The 18,716-nt window shown below is 63.7% G+C and carries 15 protein-coding genes; 7 read left to right on the top strand and 8 right to left on the bottom strand.

The window, feature by feature from the left end; all coding sequences use genetic code 11:
• The first annotated feature begins 349 nt into the window (after positions 1-349).
• Complete coding sequence (locus WCB02_RS00595; protein ID WP_423955174.1) at positions 350-2,521, top strand: carboxypeptidase-like regulatory domain-containing protein; 2,172 nt, start codon at positions 350-352, stop codon at positions 2,519-2,521.
• Between the two features lie 65 nt (positions 2,522-2,586).
• Here WCB02_RS00595 and WCB02_RS00590 read toward each other — a convergent pair whose 3' ends face one another.
• The gene (locus tag WCB02_RS00590) at positions 2,587-4,233 is read right to left on the bottom strand and encodes a tetratricopeptide repeat protein (RefSeq protein ID WP_423955172.1); all 1,647 of its coding nucleotides are present in this window, start codon (positions 4,231-4,233) and stop codon (positions 2,587-2,589) included.
• Positions 4,234-4,438: 205 nt separating this feature from the next.
• Here WCB02_RS00590 and WCB02_RS00585 point away from each other — a divergent pair, with 205 nt between their 5' ends.
• Positions 4,439-5,107 (top strand): DUF6151 family protein, encoded by a 669-nt coding sequence (locus WCB02_RS00585; RefSeq protein ID WP_423955170.1) that lies wholly within the window; start codon positions 4,439-4,441, stop codon positions 5,105-5,107.
• 30 nt (positions 5,108-5,137) lie between these two features.
• On the opposite strand, the gene queA is transcribed toward WCB02_RS00585, so the two are convergent.
• From queA to coaD, 4 genes are all read right to left on the bottom strand, one after another.
• Positions 5,138-6,214 carry a tRNA preQ1(34) S-adenosylmethionine ribosyltransferase-isomerase QueA gene (gene queA / locus WCB02_RS00580; protein ID WP_423955178.1) on the bottom strand — a complete coding sequence of 359 codons (1,077 nt, stop codon included), beginning with the start codon at positions 6,212-6,214 and terminating at the stop codon, positions 5,138-5,140.
• A gap of 134 nt (positions 6,215-6,348) precedes the next feature.
• Complete coding sequence (locus tag WCB02_RS00575) at positions 6,349-6,813, bottom strand: peptidylprolyl isomerase (protein WP_423955168.1); 465 nt, start codon at positions 6,811-6,813, stop codon at positions 6,349-6,351.
• 187 nt (positions 6,814-7,000) lie between these two features.
• Positions 7,001-7,564: a peptidylprolyl isomerase gene (locus WCB02_RS00570; protein ID WP_423955166.1), complete on the bottom strand. Its 564-nt coding sequence runs from the start codon at positions 7,562-7,564 to the stop codon at positions 7,001-7,003.
• 92 nt (positions 7,565-7,656) lie between these two features.
• Complete coding sequence (gene coaD, locus WCB02_RS00565) at positions 7,657-8,154, bottom strand: pantetheine-phosphate adenylyltransferase (RefSeq protein WP_423955164.1); 498 nt, start codon at positions 8,152-8,154, stop codon at positions 7,657-7,659.
• Positions 8,155-8,547: 393 nt separating this feature from the next.
• Here coaD and WCB02_RS00560 point away from each other — a divergent pair, with 393 nt between their 5' ends.
• Positions 8,548-8,799 carry a hypothetical protein gene (locus WCB02_RS00560; RefSeq protein WP_423955162.1) on the top strand — a complete coding sequence of 84 codons (252 nt, stop codon included), beginning with the start codon at positions 8,548-8,550 and terminating at the stop codon, positions 8,797-8,799.
• 167 nt (positions 8,800-8,966) lie between these two features.
• Here WCB02_RS00560 and gyrA read toward each other — a convergent pair whose 3' ends face one another.
• The 3 genes from gyrA to WCB02_RS00545 form a co-directional block, all read right to left on the bottom strand.
• Complete coding sequence (gene gyrA, locus WCB02_RS00555) at positions 8,967-11,684, bottom strand: DNA gyrase subunit A (RefSeq protein WP_423955159.1); 2,718 nt, start codon at positions 11,682-11,684, stop codon at positions 8,967-8,969.
• A gap of 228 nt (positions 11,685-11,912) precedes the next feature.
• A complete protein-coding gene (locus WCB02_RS00550; RefSeq protein WP_423955156.1) occupies positions 11,913-12,311 on the bottom strand; it encodes a DUF2306 domain-containing protein in 399 nt (132 codons plus the stop codon).
• Between the two features lie 101 nt (positions 12,312-12,412).
• Positions 12,413-12,907, bottom strand: coding sequence for a single-stranded DNA-binding protein (locus WCB02_RS00545; protein ID WP_423955154.1), 495 nt, complete (start codon positions 12,905-12,907; stop codon positions 12,413-12,415).
• 564 nt (positions 12,908-13,471) lie between these two features.
• On the opposite strand from WCB02_RS00545, the gene WCB02_RS00540 reads away from it, so the two are divergent.
• From WCB02_RS00540 to uvrA, 4 genes are all read left to right on the top strand, one after another.
• Complete coding sequence (locus tag WCB02_RS00540) at positions 13,472-14,209, top strand: outer membrane protein (RefSeq protein ID WP_423955152.1); 738 nt, start codon at positions 13,472-13,474, stop codon at positions 14,207-14,209.
• A gap of 147 nt (positions 14,210-14,356) precedes the next feature.
• Positions 14,357-14,656 (top strand): outer membrane protein, encoded by a 300-nt coding sequence (locus WCB02_RS00535; protein ID WP_423955150.1) that lies wholly within the window; start codon positions 14,357-14,359, stop codon positions 14,654-14,656.
• 122 nt (positions 14,657-14,778) lie between these two features.
• Positions 14,779-15,432, top strand: coding sequence for an outer membrane protein (locus WCB02_RS00530; protein WP_423955176.1), 654 nt, complete (start codon positions 14,779-14,781; stop codon positions 15,430-15,432).
• Positions 15,433-15,770: 338 nt separating this feature from the next.
• The coding region (gene uvrA / locus WCB02_RS00525) for an excinuclease ABC subunit UvrA (protein ID WP_423955148.1) at positions 15,771-18,716 on the top strand (2,946 nt) is incomplete at its 3' end.

The following is an 18,716-nucleotide window of genomic DNA, read 5'->3' as shown; positions in this document are numbered from 1 at the left end:
GACAGGACAGGACAGGACAGGACAGGGACAGGACAGGGACAGGACAGGGACAGGACAGGAATTTACTTCGCTTCGCTCAGTCGATGATCGAAGGACTTTCGCAAGCGATTCTGGCCTATCCCCGGATCAGAGCGCATTGCGCACAGAAGCAGGCCATAGCCTGAGTGGTTGGCTAGGAGGTTGGCGAAGAGGTTGGCGAAGAAGTTGGCCAAGGGGTCGTCATCGTTCGAAAGCGATGCCGCCGGTGAGCCGCCGATACCTTGGCGTCTTCCAAGTTTGGAAATTTTGGATTATAGAAGTCCATCCAACAATGTCGCAGACAACACAAAACTCCGAGGGAGCGAACACTGTGATCTTTCATCGCCGTCAGCGCGCAAGTCTTTGTGCGCTCGCCTTTTTGTCTTTCGCCGCGGCATGGTGCGGTCCGCTGCAGGCTGAGCCGGCTCAACTCGTCGTCGGCGCAAACGCCATCGGAGGCGAGGTCAAGGGCGCCAACGGCCCTGAAGCCGGTGTCTGGGTGATCGCGGAAACCACCGATCTTCCGACCAAATACGCCAAGATGGTGGTCACCGACGATCTCGGCCGCTTCCTGATTCCCGAGCTGCCCGCGGCGAAATACAAGATCTGGGCGCGCGGCTATGGGCTGGTCGATTCCGACAAGCTCGACGCCGAACCGGGCAAGACCATCGCGCTGACCGCGAAGCCTGCGCCGACCCCGGCTGCCGCCGCCGAATATTATCCTGGGATGTATTGGTACTCGATGATCAAGATCCCCGCGGCGAGCGAGTTTCCGGGATCGGACAAGAATCCCGGCGGCATTCCGGCAGGCATGCAGACGCAGGCCGACTGGATCGATACGATGAAGAATTCCTGCCAGTCGTGCCACGCGCTCGGCAGCAAGAACGTCCGTTCGCCGAGTCCGGCACTCGGGCACTTCGCCAATTCCGCCGAACTCTGGGAGCGCCGCCTGCAATCCGGACAGGCGATGACGGGAATGGCGCTGGCGATCACCCGGTTGGGGCCGGACCGCGGCTACAAAATGTACGCGGACTGGACCGACCGCATCGCGGCCGGCGAGCTTCCGTTCGACAAGCCTGAGCGCCCGCAAGGCGTCGAGCGCAACGTGGTGATCACATCCTGGGACTGGGGCACCCCGGAGATGTATCTGCATGACGCGATCTCCACCGACAAGCGCAACCCAACCGTCAACGCCAACGGTCCGATCTACGGCTCGCCGGAAGAAAGTTCGGATTTCGTCCCGGTGCTCGACCCCATCAACAACACGACAAAGCTGATCAAGCATCCCTATCGGGACCCGGCCACACCGACCAGCAAGGACGACCCGAAGGGGACGTCGGTGTTCTGGGGCGACGACCCGGTCTGGGACAGCCATACCAGCATTCACAACCCGATGATGGACAGCAAGGGCCGGGTCTGGTTCACGGCACGCATCCGCCCGGCTGCCGATCCGGCCTATTGCAAGGCCGGCTCCGAGCTTCCATCTGCGCAGGTGGCGCCGCTCGCGGAATCGGTCAGGCAGTTGTCGGTGTATGATCCCAAGACCGGGAAATTCACCCTGATCGACACCTGTTTCTCGACCCAGCATCTGTCGTTCGACGCCAACGATGTACTTTGGTTGAGCGCTGGACAGCCCTACAGCGGTGTCGTCGGCTGGCTCGACACCAGGAAGTTCGATGCGACCGGCGACGAGGTCGCTTCCCAGGGCTGGACACCGATCATCGCCAATGTCACCGGCACCGGCAAACGTGCCCCCTTCGTCGCGGCCGATCAACCGACCGATCCGGCCAGGGACAAATGGGTCAAGGCCGCATTCTACGGCGTCATGCCGAGCCCGAAGGGCGACGTGATCTGGGGCCAGTCGATGGGCCCGGGCTTCTCCCGCATCGCGCAGCCGAGCTATCTGGTCCGCGTGATCCCGGGCAGCGATCCCACCCATACCGCCGTCTCCGAGATCTTCCAGCCGCCGGAGGGCGCTTTCGGCACCCGCGGCGTGGACGTCGATCTCAACGGCGTGGCCTGGACGGTTCTCTCCAGCGGACATCTCGCCAGTTTCGACCGCTCCAAATGCAAGGCGCCGCTGGCCGGCCCCGATGCTGCGACCGGCAAGCAATGTTTCGAGGGCTGGACGCTGTACCGCATGCCCGGACCGCAGTTCAAGGGCGTCAGCGAGAAGGGCAGCGCCAACCACGCCTATTATCTCTGGGTCGACCGCTACAACACGCTGGGTCTCGGGGCCAACGTGCCGATCGCCTCCGCCAACGGCAGCGAGTCGCTGCTGGCGCTGGTCGACGGCAAGTTCGTCAACATCCACATTCCCTACCCGATGGGCTTCTTCAGCAAGAACGTCGACGGGCGCATTGATGACGCCAATGCGGGCTGGAAGGGCCGTGGCCTCTGGACCACGTCAGGCACGCGCGCCAATTTCCACAGCGAAGGCGGCAAGGGCGTTCTGCCCAAGGTGTTCAAGGTACAGATGCGCCCGAACCCGCTGGCGGGCTGACGGACCGAGGCACGAAACCAAAAGAGAGGCCGCCACATCGGCGGCCTCTTTCGTTTGGCGCCGACTTACGAACGACGCGCGCGGCTGCGCAGCAAGGCCTCGAAGGCTGTCTTGATGGCGCGGACGAAGGCATCCTTGTAGGGAAATTCCGCATTGTCGTCGTGGACCAGCATCGAGGCATTGACCTCGAACACGACAAGATTGCCCTCCGGATCGAGCCCGCAATCGATGCCGAAATAATCCAGTCCGATACGCTCGCGCACCGCGCGCAACGCCTGGTCATGCGCCGCGTTGAAGACCGCGGCTGGATCGGCGAGGAACGCCGCTTCCTCGGCCCGCATCCAGGGCTGGCTCGCCATCTCGGTCGAGATATGATGCACCTTCCAGCCGTTTCCGATCGCAAGATGGTAGGGCAGGATCTCGTCGCCGACGAACATCAAGCGGTATTTGCGGAAATGGCCGTCGCTCGAGGCGTAGTCGATATATTCGATGACATAATGGTCGGCCTTCGGACGCTGGGCGAGACAGCGCGTGAGCCCATCTGGGGTTTCGATCTTTTCGAAGTCGTCACCGCCATGAGTGCCGGCCGGCCGGGCCAGAACCGGGAACGGGAACGGCAGCCGCGCGGCAAGCGCCGCGGCCGAGACGTCAGCGCCGGCTTCGAGGCGCAGGATCCGGGGAATCCGGCAGGCGGGGATGCCGGGCAGCAGGTCGGCCACCGCATCGCGTGTCGTGCGCAGGATTTTAGCGGGAGCGTTGACGACGGGCTTGTCGAGCGTTTCGGCGATACGCGCGGCCGCGGGCAGCATCGTTTCGGCCTGGTCGGCGTCCGAAATCAGGTTGACGACGACATCGATGTCGCCGACTCCCGAGACATCAGGCTCGCCGGGACCGAACAACGCCAGGGTATCGACATCGAAGCTCGGATTCCTGAACAGGTAGTGCATCGGCGTATTGCCGCCAAAAGGCGCGTAGAGCGCCAGCACGCGAAAATCCGGCGGGCTCTTGGTGGCTGGCCGCCGGATCAGCGGCCGGATTTGCGCGGCCCTGGCGTAGGCAGCCTTGGCGGCATCGACGTCGCCCATCTTGTGCCTGATACCGCCGATCCAATAATGGTTGTCGGCATCGTCCGGGTTCAGCACGATCGCCTGCTCCAAATGCCGGATCGCCGGCTCGATCTCGTTCAGCTCGAAGCAGACCTTGCCGAGCTGATGCCGGATCTTGCCGTCCTGCGGACGTTCCTCGCGCATTTCCTGCAGCACCGCCTTGGCCACGAGATATTGCCTGGTCGCCATCAGGGCTTCCGCAATATGGCTCCGCGACTCCCAATGCGCGGGGTCGAGCTTCAACGCGCCGAGAAAAAACGGAATGGCGTCCGCTGCCTTGCCCGTCCGCAGCTGCACAATGCCGAGATTGCACCAACAGGATGTGAGGTGAGGCGCAAGCTGCAGCGCGGCTCTGAAGCTCCCCGACGCCAGGTCGAAATGGCCCTTCGATAGATAGGCATTGCCGAGCTCGTCGTGCAGGTCGGCGACCAGTTCAGCCGGGCAACCGGCCGGACCCTTGCCCGCCGCGTCGAGCCCGGCCCGCAGTGCGGCAATGGCGTCGTCGATCCTGCCGGCCGCGCAATGATCCTGTCCTTGCTGGAGATGCCAAGCCAACCGCGTGGCGAGGGTCTCGGGGGTTTGGACGCCCGCGGTGCTCCCGGTCACGGCCGTACCTTGAACGAGACTCTCTTGACCATCAGGCCTCCTCGTCAACAAATGACCGGCAACATCCGCAGCCGGATTCTGGCTAATGCGATTGAGTTAAGCCACCGAGCCAGGATAGTCCTTTGGTGCCGATTCGCACGCCGAGATCTTTGCAATCGACGATCCAATTGCCGTAGTAGGCTCGACCACACCACGCACTCGGCCTATGTCTCGAAATGAATGCCATGCACCATCACAGCGGCTCCGTTCATTGCGGCGCATGCGCATGAACCGGCCATCGAACATTGCGCTTCGGTGCCGCTGTGGCCGCGTGCGCGGGGTCGCCAGCCACGTTTCGCCGTCCAGCGGCTTCCGCCTGATCTGCTACTGCGGCGATTGCCAGGCCTTTGCGCGCTTCCTTGAGCGCAGAGACGTGCTCGACCCGGCCGGCGGAACCGACGTCCTGCAGATGCCGCCGGCACGCGTGAAGCTCACAGCAGGCGCCGACGCCCTGCGTTGCCTGCAGCTCTCCGAAAAGGTCCTGCGCTGGTACAGCGATTGCTGCCGGACCCCGATCGCCAACACCGCCGCGACCACTCGCTTCCCGATGCTCGGCTTGGTTCATTGCTTTATGGACCACGAGGCCGACGGCCGCGCCCGCGACGAGGCACTCGGTCCGCCGCTGTGCCGCATCTACGCACGCTCTGCCATCGGCTCGTTGCCGCCGAATGCGCCTCCCCCGCCATCGCTTGCGATTTTCACCCGCCGCGCGTCCATGCTGCTCGGCTGGCGGCTGCGCGGGCTGAACCGGCCTACCCCGTTCTTCGATGATCTGACGAAGGCGCCTCGCGCGGTGCCGCGCGTGCTCACGCAAAGCGAGCGCGCCGGTTTTTGATCCGCTCCGTTACAATCGGCTTCCGACGCCCTAATCGCATCCCCGAAACAACAGGCAGGCATCGCCATAGGAATAGAAGCGATAGCCGGCCGCGATCGCGTGGGCATAGGCCTGCTTCATGGTCTGGAGGCCTGAGAAGGCCGATACCAGCATGAACAGCGTCGAGCGCGGCAGGTGAAAATTGGTCAGCAGGATATCGACCGCGCGAAAGCGGTAGCCCGGCGTGATGAAGATCGCGGTTTCGGCTTCGAATGGCGCGATCGTGCCGTCCTCGGCGGCGGCGCTCTCCAGAAGCCGCAGCGAGGTGGTGCCGACGGCAACGATCCGCCCGCCGTTGACGCGCGCCTCGTTCAGCGCGGATGCGGTGGCGCTGGAGATGCTGCCCCATTCGGAATGCATCCTATGGCCCGCGATATCGTCCGCCTTGACCGGCAGGAAGGTCCCCGCCCCGACATGGAGCGTGATGCGCTGCAGGCCGATGCCGCGTTCGCGCAACGCGCTTTCAAGCTGTGGCGTGAAATGCAGTCCGGCGGTCGGCGCGGCGACGGCGCCATCGGTTGCCGCGAACATGGTCTGATAATCGCTGGCATCGCGTTCGTCGGGCGTCCGCTTCGAGGCGATGTAGGGCGGCAGCGGCGGACGGCCGAGATCGGCGATGGCCTGATCGAGCGCGGGCCCGTGAAACGAGAACGACAGCGTGACTTCGCCCTCGCCGCCTTTGGCCTCGACCTCGGCGTCGAGATGGCCGAGCAGGCAGACCCTGCCCTCATTGCCGAAGCGGACGGTGTCGCCGGCTGCGAGCTTCTTCGCAGGGCGAACCAGCGCCTGCCAGCGCGAGCCGTCCAGCCGCTTGATCAGGGTCGCCTCGATCTTGGGTTCGGTGTCGCGGCCGATGCGCCGGCCCGAGAGCTGCGCGGCGATCACACGGGTATCGTTGACGACCAGCTGGTCGCCCGGCGCGAGCCAGTTCGGCAGCTCGGAGATCACGTGATCGCGCAACACGCCGTCAGGCTGCACCACCAGCATGCGCGCGCAATCGCGCGGGCTCGCCGGGCGCAGCGCGACGCTCGAGGCAGGCAGGTCGAAATCGAACAGGTCGGTGCGCATGGCGCGATGCGCTCCATCGTCGACGTCATTCCGGGACATGCGAAGCATGAACCCGGAATCTGGAGGTTATTCGGTATCGGCCCCGCGATCCCGGTTGGCCGCACTCAGCTTGGCCTCCGGAATGACGGACTATGTCATTCCGCGTCGGCCGCCATGTGCGCCTTGACGATCTTGTCGGGATCCTTGACCGGCTCGCCGCGCTTGATCTTGTCGACGTTGTCCATGCCTTCGGTCACCTTGCCCCAGACGGTGTACTGGCCGTTGAGGAAGGAGGCGTCGTCGAAGCAGATGAAGAACTGGCTGTCGCCGGAATTGGGGTCGCCGGCGCGCGCCATCGACGTCGTGCCGCGCACATGCGGCTCCTTGTTGAATTCGGCCTTGAGCTTGATGCCGGAGCCGCCCATGCCGGTCCCCTGCGGACAGCCGGTCTGCGCCATGAAACCGTCGATCACGCGATGGAACACGATGCCGTCGTAGAATCCCTCGCGCACCAGCTCCTTGATCCGCGCGACGTGGCTGGGCGCAATGTCCGGGCGCATTTCAATGGTAACAGGACCCTGCGTGGTTTCAAGGATCAAAGTATTTTCGGTGACTGCCATGCTTTTTTCTCGCTTTGAGGTGGTCGGGTGCGGGTTCGGAACTCGATCCTGAACGGGTCGCCGGCGGTCGCGCCGCCCCTGGTTTCAGTAAAATGGCGTTCGGAGTGCAGCGCTGCAATGCCTCCATGCCGGCGATCCGGCCGGTCATCGATCGCGTCGATGGCCGAGCCCGACCGCCGCTATCGCCTCACTTCATGTCAGAGGCGACCTGCACCTTCACCATTTTGTCGGGATCGGTGACGGTGCCGCCCGGCGAGCCCGGAGGCGCCTTCTTGAGCTTGTCGACGACATCCATGCCCTGCACCACCTCGCCGATCACGGTGTACTGGCCGTCGAGGCTGCCGCCGTCGGCCAACATGATGAAGAACTGCGAGTTGGCGGAATCGACGCTGTCGCCGCGCCGCGCCATGCCGACGATGCCGCGCTTGAAGTGAACCTGGGAAAACTCCTGCTTCAGGTTGGGATATTTCGATCCGCCGGTGCCGTTGAAGTTCTGCCCGTCGCCGGTCTGCGCCATGAAGCCGTCCATCACGCGATGGAACGGTACGTTGTTGTAGAAGCCGTCGCGCGCGAGCTGCTTGATGCGCTCGACGTGCTGCGGTGCGAGATCAGGCCGCAACTTGATGACGATGCGGCCCTTGGTGGTCTCGATGACGATCGCGTTCTGCTTGTCGAGACCGGCGGGAAGCGGCTGTGCGATCGCGGGGGCGGCGCAGATGAGAGCAGCAAGGACGGCGAAAATTCGGATCATGAAAGCTCCGGAGCAGGATTGAGGTGGAGGGAGTTCTGGGTGGCGTAGCCCATAGCAAAGGCGGTTGCCACTTTTGCGAACGCTAAACCTGTCTAATTGGCGAATTTGGCCCTGAGGCTGGCCGCTACGGAGGGCGGTACGAACGCCCTGACGTCGCCGCCCATGCGGGCGATTTGGCGTACCAGTGTGGCGGTGATCGGGCGGACCGCTACCGAAGCCGGGATGAACACCGTGTGCACGTCGGGCGCCATGGCTTCGTTCATGCCGGCGATCTGCATCTCATAGTCGAGGTCGGTGCCGTCGCGCAGGCCCCGGACCATGCTGGTCGCGCCGTTGGTCCGGGCCGCGGTCACCGTCAGATTGTCATAGGTCGTCGCCTCGAAGCTGCAACCCGCCTTGGCGGCGATCGGCTGAAACACCTCCCGCACCATGGCGAGGCGTTCCTCGACCGAAAACAGCGGCGTCTTGCCGGGATGCACCCCGATCGCGACGATCAGCCGGTCGCAGAGCATGACGGCCTGCCGGACCACGTCCAGATGGCCGTTGGTCACGGGATCGAAGGAGCCGGGATAGAGCGCGACGCGGGGCATGAGCCCTCCTGGAATGTCTTCAAGCGGAGCGGGCCCCCGATACCGGTGGACCCCGGTTCGCGTTAGGAAAACGAGTCAAAGCAAACGGCTGGAGCCTCGGTCCGATTCCGGTCGGAACGCAAGAGCCTCTAGCGCGCCGCGCCGGTGCTAGCAAGCCGGGCGGGTTCCGCGCCCGGGAAAGCTTTATTTTCGCAGGGTTTTTGAACCAATTGCCGGGACCGCGCGTCTTCCCCGCAAGAGGCAGGTTTGTTTCGTCCGGTGAAACGCGGACGAAACAAAGCGGCGTCGGAATGAAACCATTTTTCGCTTTTCGCGAAGGCATCCGGAAACGTCTGCTGGTTACTAATCCGTCAACGAATTCGGGCCGCAAAGGCCCTTCGACAGGGGACCGTCATGATCAAAGCGCTTTCAGCGATCGCTATTGCTGCGTTTTTTGCCGCGGCTCTGACCGTACTACCCGGTTTCGCCCCTCAGGTGGAAGCGAGCGTGCCGCCGCCGCTCGCCAAGGGCGACCGGCTCGACCTGCACGGCCGCGACTGCTCCGAGAAAGCCTGGCCGAATTTCGAGGCGTCCTGCCTGCGCTCCGCCGGAACCAGGACCGTGGTCCGGCAGGCCAGGCTGGTAACCGCCGACCGCACGCCATGAGCCGCGCTGCCAAGGCGGTTCACTTTGCAGGATTGACGCGACAGCTTTGATTTCAGCTTTGACTTGGACGGGGGTCAAGCCGGGCGCTCTGGCCCCCGTCCTATTTTGCGGGCCGGGACGGCGCATGCCGAACCGGTTGCGATGCCGAGCGGCCAGCTGCCATTGGTCTAACCGCCATTGCCGTTCTCGGTGTCCTCGCCGATATGCTCGACCGAGACCACATGCTCGTCGTCGGCGGTGTTGAACACGATGACGCCCTGAGTCGAGCGGCCGACGATGCGGATGTCCTCGACCGGGCAGCGGATCAATTGCCCCTTGTCGGTCACCAGCATGATCTGGTCGGAATCCTCGACCGGGAACGACGCCACCAGCTTGCCGTTGCGCTCGTTCACCGACATCGCGACGATGCCTTTGCCGCCGCGGCCGGTGGTGCGGTACTCGAACGACGAGGAGCGCTTGCCGTAGCCGTTCTCGCTGATCGTGAGCACGAACTGCTCGGCGGCCGACATCTCGACATAGCGCTGCTCGCCGAGCTCGATCGCGCCGGAGGCATCTTCATTGTCGGGTCCGGCCTCCTCCTCGACGCCGCCGCGTCGCACTGCATTGGCGCGGCGCAGATAGGCCGCTCGCTCCTCGGCATCGGCATCCAAGTGCCTGAGGATGGCAAGCGAGATCACCTTGTCGTCCTTGACCAGCGAAATGCCGCGTACGCCCATCGAGGTGCGGCCCTGGAACACCCGGACGTCGGTGACCGGGAAGCGGATGCACTGGCCGCCGGCGGCGGTGAGCAGCACGTCGTCGCGCTCGGAGCAGATCTGCACGTCGACGATGGCCTCGTCCTCGTCGAGCTTCATGGCGATGATGCCGGAGCGGCGGACGTCGACGAAGTCGGACAATTTGTTGCGTCGAACATTGCCGCCGGTGGTGGCGAACATCACGTCGTGTTGGCCCCAGGACGATTCATCCTCCGGCAGCGGCATGATGGTGGTGATGCGCTCGCCCTGCTCCAGCGGCAGGATGTTGATCAGCGCCTTGCCGCGACCGTTCGGCGCCGCCACCGGCAGCCGCCAGACCTTTTCCTTGTAGACTTGGCCGCGCGAGGAGAAGAACAGCACCGGCGTATGGGTCGAAGCCACGAACAGGCGGCTGACGAAATCCTCCTCCCGCGTCTGCATGCCGGAGCGGCCTTTGCCGCCGCGGCGCTGCGCGCGATAGGCCGACAGCGGCACCCGCTTGGTGTAGCCGGCATGCGACACGGTCACCACCATGTCCTCGCGCTGGATCAGGTCCTCGTCCTCGACCTCGCCTTCCTGCTCGATGATCACGGTCTTGCGCGGCGTGGCGAACTCGGTCTTGATCTCGGTCAGTTCGGTCTTGATGATGGTCTGCACCCGCGCACGCGAGCGCAGGATGTCGAGATAGTCGGCGATCTCGATCGCGAGCTTGTCGAGCTCCTCGGAGATTTCCTCCCGGCCGAGCGCGGTCAGGCGCTGCAGCCGCAGGTCGAGGATCGCCTTGGCCTGCTCCATCGACAGCCGCGCGGTGCCGTCGGGATTGATCTTGTGCCTGAGGTCGTCGATCAGCCTGATCATGGTCTCGACGTCCCGCGCCGGCCAGTCGCGCGACATCAGGGTGTCGCGCGCGGTGGCAGGATCGGGCGAGGTGCGGATGACGCGGATGATCTCGTCGATATTGGCGACCGCGATGGCCAGGCCGACCAGGATGTGCGCGCGGTCGCGCGCCTTGTTGAGCAGGAATTTCGTCCGCCGCGTCACCACCTGCTCGCGGAAGGCGACGAACAGCGTCAGGAGGTCCTTCAGATTCATCGTCTGCGGACGGCCGCCGTCGAGCGCCACGATGTTGACGCCGAAATTGGTCTGCAGCGGGGTGAACTTGTAGAGCTGGTTCAACACCACATCCGGCATCGCGTCGCGCTTCAATTCGACCACCACGCGAAAACCGTCGCGGTCGGATTCATCGCGCAGGTCGGAAACGCCCTCGATCCTCTTCTCGCGCACCAGTTCGGCGATGCGCTCGACCATGGTGGCCTTGTTGACCTGGTAGGGAATCTCCGTGACGATGATCGCCTCGCGATCCTTGCGGATGGTGTCGATCGAGACCTTGCCGCGCATCACGATCGAGCCGCGGCCGAGATGATAGGCTGAGCGGATGCCCTGGCGGCCGAGGATGATGCCGCCGGTCGGGAAGTCCGGCCCGGGAATGATCTGGTTCAGTTCCTCGATCGTGAGCGATGGATTGTCGATCAGCGCGATACAGGCGTCGATCACCTCGCCGAGATTGTGCGGCGGGATGTTGGTCGCCATGCCGACCGCGATGCCGCCGGCCCCGTTGACCAGAAGGTTCGGAAACTTCGCCGGCAGAACCGTCGGCTCGCGATCGCGACTGTCGTAGTTCGGCTGGAAGTCGACGGTGTCCTTGTCGAGATCGTCGAGCAGCGTCTGCGCGATTTTGGTGAGGCGGGATTCGGTGTACCGCATCGCGGCCGCCGTATCGCCGTCCACCGAACCGAAATTGCCCTGCCCGTCGATCAGTGGCACGCGCATGGAGAAATCCTGCGCCAGACGCACCAGCGCGTCATAGACCGACTGGTCGCCATGCGGGTGATATTTACCGATCACGTCGCCGACGGTGCGAGCCGACTTGTTATAGGACTTGTTCCATTCAAAGCCGTTCTCGTACATCGCGTAGAGAATGCGGCGGTGGACCGGCTTCAGACCGTCGCGCGCATCGGGCAACGCGCGCGCCACGATCACGCTCATGGCGTAATCGAGGTAGGAGCGTTTCATTTCGTCGAGGATGGAAACGGGACGAATGTCCGAGGGCTCCGGCGGTTCGCCGGGCTTATGATCGTCGTTGTCGGCCAAGGGGGATTCCGGTCAGTTCTGATTGCGAATCATATAGCGCATGGAGGGTGTTAAAACCACCCTTTACTGGCCCCGCAAGTCGGTTTTTATCCTCGTTTTTCCAGAGACTTACGGGAGCCTGTGACAGCTCTGCGATAGCGGGCAAAACAAGCTCGGGATGCAGCGTTCGCGGCTTGTGGAACCCGACCCCGATCGTTCGATGAAGATGGCCTTGCACGTCTCGCGCCATCAGTGCCCGAACACCACCGCGTGCATGATCCGTCCGGGCAGCAGCGTGAACAGGCCCGCGATGACGAGCGCACCCAGGAAGAGACTGGTCATCGTCCGGCGATGCGCGTCGACCTGATGCCGGTGCGCCCGCCAGACGGCAAGCGGCAGCATCGCAAGCGTGAAGATCGACAACAGATGGATCGGGCTGAAGCGACCGAGCAGGCGAAGCTGATGGATCCAGAACGACGAGATCGCAATCCCGGCCATCAGGATCACCCAGATCCACCCCACGGTCCGATGTGGCAGCGTCCCCTTTGGAGCAGCGAACTGAACGAGCCCGAGCACGAAGGCCGCCATCGCCGCAAAAGCGTGGAATGGAATCGCTGGCGCGGCATCAAGCAGCGGCGCCAGACTCATCGGGAGCTATCCGTTTGCCGGCGATGCCGATGCCATGCTGCTTCAAACTGCTCGGCCTCCAGCGCCGATCGAACGCTGCGGACGCGTTCCGGCGACCGCCCTCAGAACGGAATATCGTCGTCCATGTCGCTGTTGCGGCCGCCGCCACCACTGCTGGCGATCGCGGCGCGGCGCGGCGCAGGACTGGACGGGCTGTCGGTGCCGAAATCGCCGCCCGGCTCCTCCGAAAAGCTGCCGCCGCCACCGCGGCCGTCGAGCATGGTGAGGTTCGAATTAAAGCCCTGCAGCACCACCTCGGTGGTGTATTTTTCCACGCCGCTCTGGTCGGTCCATTTGCGCGTCTGCAACTGGCCTTCGATGTAAACCTTGGCGCCCTTCTTCAGATATTGCTCGGCGACCTTGGCGAGCCCCTCATTGAAGATCACCACCCGATGCCACTCGGTCTTTTCCTTGCGTTCGCCGGTTGCCTTGTCGCGCCAATTCTCCGAGGTGGCGACGCTGAGCTGCGCGATCGCCCGGCCGTCCTGTGTCCTGCGGATTTCCGGATCCTTGCCCAGGTTTCCGACCAGAATCACCTTGTTCACGCTTCCCGCCATCGCCACTCTCCACGCTCAAAATCGCCAAGCCCTCATCGACGAGCCCTAAATCGCCGCAGTTCGAGCCGGCCTGTCCAAACCTCTCGGCGCTCGAGAGGCCGCAACGCTGCATCTCGTGCCGACCCTATACGCTTGCCGGGCGTCTCCGCCCGGCCCCCATTGCGGTTATCCACATATAGCAGTTTCGAGGGCCTTGTTCCAGTTTTGTTCCGCAAAAAACCAAAATTCGGCTGTTGGAGAGATTGTCGGCGCTCAAGCCATCCAGGACGGGAACTCGAAGACCCGCGGGGCGAATTGGAATCTAACAAATCGTTAATTTCAGGGGGCGCGCTTCTCCGGAGACTGTTGCATTCCGGAGACGGCCGCGCCGGTTGAATAGGGTATATTGCGGGCGAAATTTGGATGGCACTGGGCAATCGCGCTGCCGAAGGAGACGTCGGCCGAAGACCTCAGATTGAACCATGGGGCTTAAACGCCGATACTGAAAACGCTGAGTTCAGGACGTTCAAGTTTCAAAGCGCTTCTGGGGACCAACGGAAGCGGCGATAAGTTGGGGGCGATGCGATGAAAAAGATTTTGCTCGGTGCGATCGGCCTGCTGGCGCTTGGCGCCGCGCCGGCCGTTGCTGCAGATCTTCCCGCACGGACCTACACCAAGGCGCCCCCGATGATGGCTGCGATCTACGACTGGAGCGGCTTCTATGTCGGTGTCAACGGCGGCGGCGCCTCCAGCCACAATTGCTGGACCAATACCGCCGTCCCGGCCGCGACCGAGGGCTGCCACAACGCGACCGGCGGCCTGGTCGGCGGCCAGATCGGCTATCGCTGGCAGATGACGAACTGGGTGTTCGGCGTCGAAGCCCAGGGCGACTGGGCCGACCTCAAGGGCTCGAATGCCAGCGTATTGCCTCCCACCCTCACCAACCAGACCAAGATCGATGCCATCGGCCTGTTCACCGGCCAGGTCGGCTATGCCTGGAACAACGTGCTCTGGTACGTGAAGGGCGGCGCGGCCGTCACCGACGCCAAATACAACGGCATCACCGCAACCGGCCTCGCCTTCGACCAGGCCACCGAAACCCGCTGGGGCGGCGCGGTCGGCACCGGTGTGGAGGTCAGCTTCGCGCCGAGCTGGTCGGTTGGGCTTGAATACGACCACCTGTTCATGGGCAATCGGACGCTCAATTTCACGGGTATCGGAACCGGCGCGTTCACCCGCTCGGACACCGTGCAGCAAGACGTCGACATGGGCTCGGTTCACGTCAACTATCGCTGGGGCGGCCCGGTGGTCGCGAAGTACTGATCTTCCGAGACGATCGATGTTGAAAAAAGGCCGGCCTCACGCCGGCCTTTTTGACGTCGGCTCCCACGCAACCAGTCTCGCCGCATTTGGACTCTGCTCAGGATTCGCGGCGGATCTGCCGGCCGGACCTACAGCAAGGCGCCCGCGATGGTCGAGGTCTATGATTGGAGCGGCTCTTGCGTCGGTCTCAATGGCGGCGGCGCATCGAGCCGCGACTGCTACACCATCACCAGCGTTGCAGGCAGTCCCGTGACCCCGAACTCGGAAGGCTGCCACAACGCAACCGGCGGCCTGGTCGGCAGCCAGATCGGTTATCGCTGGCAGATGTCAAATTGGGTATTCGGCGTCGAGGGCCAGGGTGACTGGGTCAACCGTTTGCGCGGCACGCCCAGGATCGACACGCCCGGGCCACGCAACGCACATTTCCGTCGCGGATGTGGCCTTTGAGTGACTGCATTCGAGCGCGGAATTGATTACAGCACTGTAATTGACTTCAACTTAAGGTCATGGAGCGGCCCCAGGAAAACCGGCGGCTTCCAAGCGAACAGGAACTGGAGACCAAGAAAATGATAAGAAAAGCGTTGGTGGCTGCGATTGGTTTGGCGGCGATTGGGATTGCTCCGGCGCTTGCCGCGGATCTTGCTGCGCGCACCTACACCAAGGCGCCCCCGCTCCCGCCCGTCAATAACTGGAGCGGCTTCTACATCGGTGGGATGGGTGGTTATGGCCAGGAAGACGCGTCGGGCCCCGGCACCATGAGCGGCGGCTTCGGCGGCGGCACGCTCGGCTACAACTGGCAGATGGGCTCGCTCGTGCTCGGCGTTGAGACCGACGCTGCGGGTGGCGACATTAGCGCCAGCACTGGCATCGCCGGTCTTGCCACCGGCACTGCCAAGATCGACGCGCTCGGCACCGTGCGCGGCCGGGTCGGCTATGCCATCGACCAGGTCCTGCTGTACGGCACCGGCGGCTTCGCCTGGGCGGACACCAAGCTCTCGGTCTCGACGCTCGGCACGACCATCTCCGACAGCAACGTCCTCACCGGCTGGACCGCCGGCGCCGGTGTCGAGGTGATGTTCGCCCCGAAATGGTCGGTGAAGGCCGAATACCTCTATCGCAGCCTGAGCGGCCAGACCTATTTCGCGAACGTGATTCCGGGCGGCATTCCGACCGGCACGTTGAACGTCAACAGCGGCCAGGTCGGCGTCAACTACCACTTCTGATCGTTGCCGGATCCTCGGCGATCGTTCGCTGAGATTCGAGCTTCGCTGAACACAATTGGGCCTCCATTCCGACAACTCCGGAATGGAGGCCCTCGCATATTGGGCCGGTGTGTGGCCAAGACCGGTCTGGCACCGGCGAGGCTCCTTGCTTGGCCAAGCTGCCAGTTGCTGCCATCGGCGCAACAAACCGTTGATGGTTTGCCGAGAGCACTGGAAATTGGCACCCGTTCTTCCTACGTTCCGTCTTTACCCATTGGCGTCCGATCCCGCTTGCGGCGAGGCGCGCCTGAACGTGCGCGGTCAACGCGCGTGACAAGCCGATACGGATCAAAGCCGATATGGATGAAATCCTCAGGGCAAAGCGCCAGCAGATTGCGGCCAACCAGCGCGCCATCACCATCCGTGGCGCGCGCGAGCACAATCTGAAGAACATCGACGTCGAGATTCCCCGCGACCGGCTGGTGGTGTTCACAGGCCTGTCGGGTTCCGGAAAATCGTCGCTCGCCTTCGACACCATCTATGCCGAGGGTCAGCGCCGCTACGTCGAATCGCTGTCGGCCTATGCGCGGCAGTTCCTGGAGATGATGCAGAAGCCGGACGTCGACCAGATCGACGGGCTGTCGCCGGCGATCTCGATCGAGCAGAAGACCACCTCGAAGAATCCGCGCTCCACGGTCGGCACCGTCACCGAGATCTACGACTACATGCGGCTATTGTGGGCCCGCGTCGGCGTGCCCTATTCGCCGGCCACGGGATTGCCGATCGAAAGCCAGACCGTGTCGCAGATGGTCGATCGGGTGCTGGCGCTGCCCGAGGGCACGAGGCTCTATCTGTTGGCGCCGGTGGTGCGCGGCCGCAAGGGTGAATACAAAAAGGAGCTCGCCGAATATCTCAAGAAGGGCTTTCAGCGGGTCAAGATCGACGGCGCGTTCCACGAGCTTGCAGAGGCGCCGACGCTCGACAAGAAATTCCCGCACGACATCGACGTCGTGGTCGATCGCATCGTGGTGCGGCCCGACATCGGCCAGCGCCTCGCCGAAAGCTTTGAGACCGCGCTGAAACTCGCCGAAGGGCTCGCGGTGGTCGAATATGCCGACGCGCCGGCCGCCGTGAGCGACGACAAGAAGCCCGAAAAGAAGACCGCAAAAATCCACGACAAGAGCGGACCCGAGCGCATCCTGTTCTCGGAAAAATTTGCCTGTCCCGTCTCCGGCTTCACCATTCCGGAGATCGAGCCGCGGCTGTTCTCGTTCAACAATCCCTATGGCGCCTGCCCCGCCTGCGGCGGGCTCGGCATCGAGCAGCATGTCGACGAGGACCTGGTGATTCCCGACAAGGAAGCCACCTTGCGCAAGGGCGCGATCGCCCCCTGGGCCAAATCGTCCTCGCCTTATTATCTGCAGACGCTGACGGCGCTCGCCAAATTCTACAAGTTCACGCTTGATACCAAGTGGAAGGACCTGCCGAAGAAGACGAAGGACGCCATCCTGCACGGCTCCGGCGACGACGAGATCAAGTTCACCTATGAAGACGGCGTGCGCGCCTATGACACCAAGAAGCCGTTCGAGGGCGTCATCACCAACATCCAGCGCCGCTATCGCGAGACCGAAAGCGAATGGGCGCGCGAGGAGCTGTCGAAATATTTCTCCGACGTGCCCTGCGCCGCCTGCAACGGCTATCGGCTGAAGCCGGAAGCATTGTGCGTCAAGATCGGCGGCAAGCATATCGGCGAGATCTCCGAACTATCAGTAAAGCGGGCCGGCGAGTGGTTCGAGACCGTGCCGCAGGCGCTGAACACCCAGCAGAACGAGATCGCGATCCGCGTGCTGAAGGAGATCCGCGACCGACTGTCGTTCCTGCTCGATGTCGGACTGAACTACCTGACCCTGGCGCGCTCCTCCGGCACCCTGTCCGGCGGCGAAAGCCAGCGCATCCGGCTGGCCTCGCAGATCGGCTCGGGGCTGACGGGCGTGCTCTACGTGCTGGACGAGCCCTCGATCGGCCTGCACCAGCGCGACAATGCCCGGCTCTTGGAAACGCTGAAGCGGCTGCGCGACCTCGGCAATACCGTGATCGTGGTCGAGCATGACGAGGACGCCATTCGCCTGGCCGATTACGTGCTCGACATCGGTCCTGGCGCCGGCACGCATGGCGGCCATATCGTTGCCGAGGGCACGCCGGCCGAGATCATGCGCAATCCGAAATCGCTGACCGGAAAATATCTCACCGGCGAGTTGTCGGTCGCGGTCCCCGAGCGGCGGCCGCCGAACCATCGCCGCACCATCAAGGTGGTGAACGCGCGCGGCAATAATCTGAAAAACGTCTCGGCGGAAATTCCGCTGGGGTTGTTCACCTGCGTCACCGGCGTGTCCGGCGGCGGCAAGTCGACGCTTCTGATCGACACGCTCTACAAGGCGATCGCGCGCAAGCTCAACAACGCCAGCGAGGGCGCAGCCCCGCACGACCGCATCGAGGGACTGGAGCACATCGACAAGATCATCGACATCGACCAGTCGCCGATCGGACGCACCCCGCGCTCCAATCCCGCGACGTATACCGGCGCCTTCACACCGATCCGGGAATGGTTCGCCGGCCTGCCCGAGGCAAAAGCGCGCGGCTACGAGCCGGGCCGTTTTTCCTTCAACGTCAAGGGCGGCCGCTGCGAGGCCTGCCAGGGCGACGGCGTCATCAAGATCGAGATGCACTTTCTGCCCGACGTCTACGTCACCTGCGACGTCTGCAAGGGCAAGCGCTACAACCGCGAGACGCTGGAAGTTTTGTTCAAGGGCAAATCCATCGCCGACGTGCTCGACATGACCGTCGAGGAGGCGCTGGAATTCTTCAAGGTGGTGCCGCGGGTGCGCGACGTGCTCACGCTGCTGCGCCGCGTCGGCCTCGACTACATCCATGTCGGCCAGCAGGCGACGACGTTGTCCGGCGGCGAGGCGCAACGCGTCAAACTCGCCAAGGAATTGAGCAAGCGTGCGACGGGGCGCACGCTTTATATCTTGGACGAGCCGACCACCGGGCTGCATTTCCACGACGTGGCAAAACTCCTCGAAGTGCTGCACGAGCTGGTGGAGACGGGAAATACGGTGGTCGTCATCGAGCACAATCTCGAAGTCATCAAGACCGCCGACTGGATCGTCGACCTCGGCCCCGAAGGCGGCGACGGCGGCGGCGAAATCGTCGCCAGCGGCACGCCGGAAGACATCGTGCGCGAGAAGCGGAGCTATACGGGTGCGTTTCTCAAGCCGGTGCTGGCGCGCGGCTCGGGGCGAGGG

The organism is Bradyrhizobium sp. (assembly GCF_049581145.1).
In the GTDB taxonomy this organism is placed as follows: Bacteria; Pseudomonadota; Alphaproteobacteria; order Rhizobiales; family Xanthobacteraceae; genus Bradyrhizobium.
The sequence above is the reverse complement of the archived record's forward strand: the minus strand, read 5'-3'. Positions and strand labels throughout refer to the sequence as shown.

Bases quoted from the DNA above. Each gene is read 5' to 3' on its own strand.
- WCB02_RS00535 (WP_423955150.1), top strand. From the start codon at position 14,357: ATGGTCGAGGTCTATGATTGGAGCGGCTCTTGCGTCGGTCTCAATGGC.
- WCB02_RS00545 (WP_423955154.1), bottom strand. From the start codon at position 12,907: ATGGCGGGAAGCGTGAACAAGGTGATTCTGGTCGGAAACCTGGGCAAG.
- WCB02_RS00575 (WP_423955168.1), bottom strand. From the start codon at position 6,813: ATGGCAGTCACCGAAAATACTTTGATCCTTGAAACCACGCAGGGTCCT.
- WCB02_RS00560 (WP_423955162.1), top strand. From the start codon at position 8,548: ATGATCAAAGCGCTTTCAGCGATCGCTATTGCTGCGTTTTTTGCCGCG.
- WCB02_RS00570 (WP_423955166.1), bottom strand. From the start codon at position 7,564: ATGATCCGAATTTTCGCCGTCCTTGCTGCTCTCATCTGCGCCGCCCCC.
- queA (WP_423955178.1), bottom strand. From the start codon at position 6,214: ATGCGCACCGACCTGTTCGATTTCGACCTGCCTGCCTCGAGCGTCGCG.
- WCB02_RS00585 (WP_423955170.1), top strand. From the start codon at position 4,439: ATGTCTCGAAATGAATGCCATGCACCATCACAGCGGCTCCGTTCATTG.
- WCB02_RS00550 (WP_423955156.1), bottom strand. From the start codon at position 12,311: ATGAGTCTGGCGCCGCTGCTTGATGCCGCGCCAGCGATTCCATTCCAC.
- WCB02_RS00540 (WP_423955152.1), top strand. From the start codon at position 13,472: ATGAAAAAGATTTTGCTCGGTGCGATCGGCCTGCTGGCGCTTGGCGCC.
- coaD (WP_423955164.1), bottom strand. From the start codon at position 8,154: ATGCCCCGCGTCGCGCTCTATCCCGGCTCCTTCGATCCCGTGACCAAC.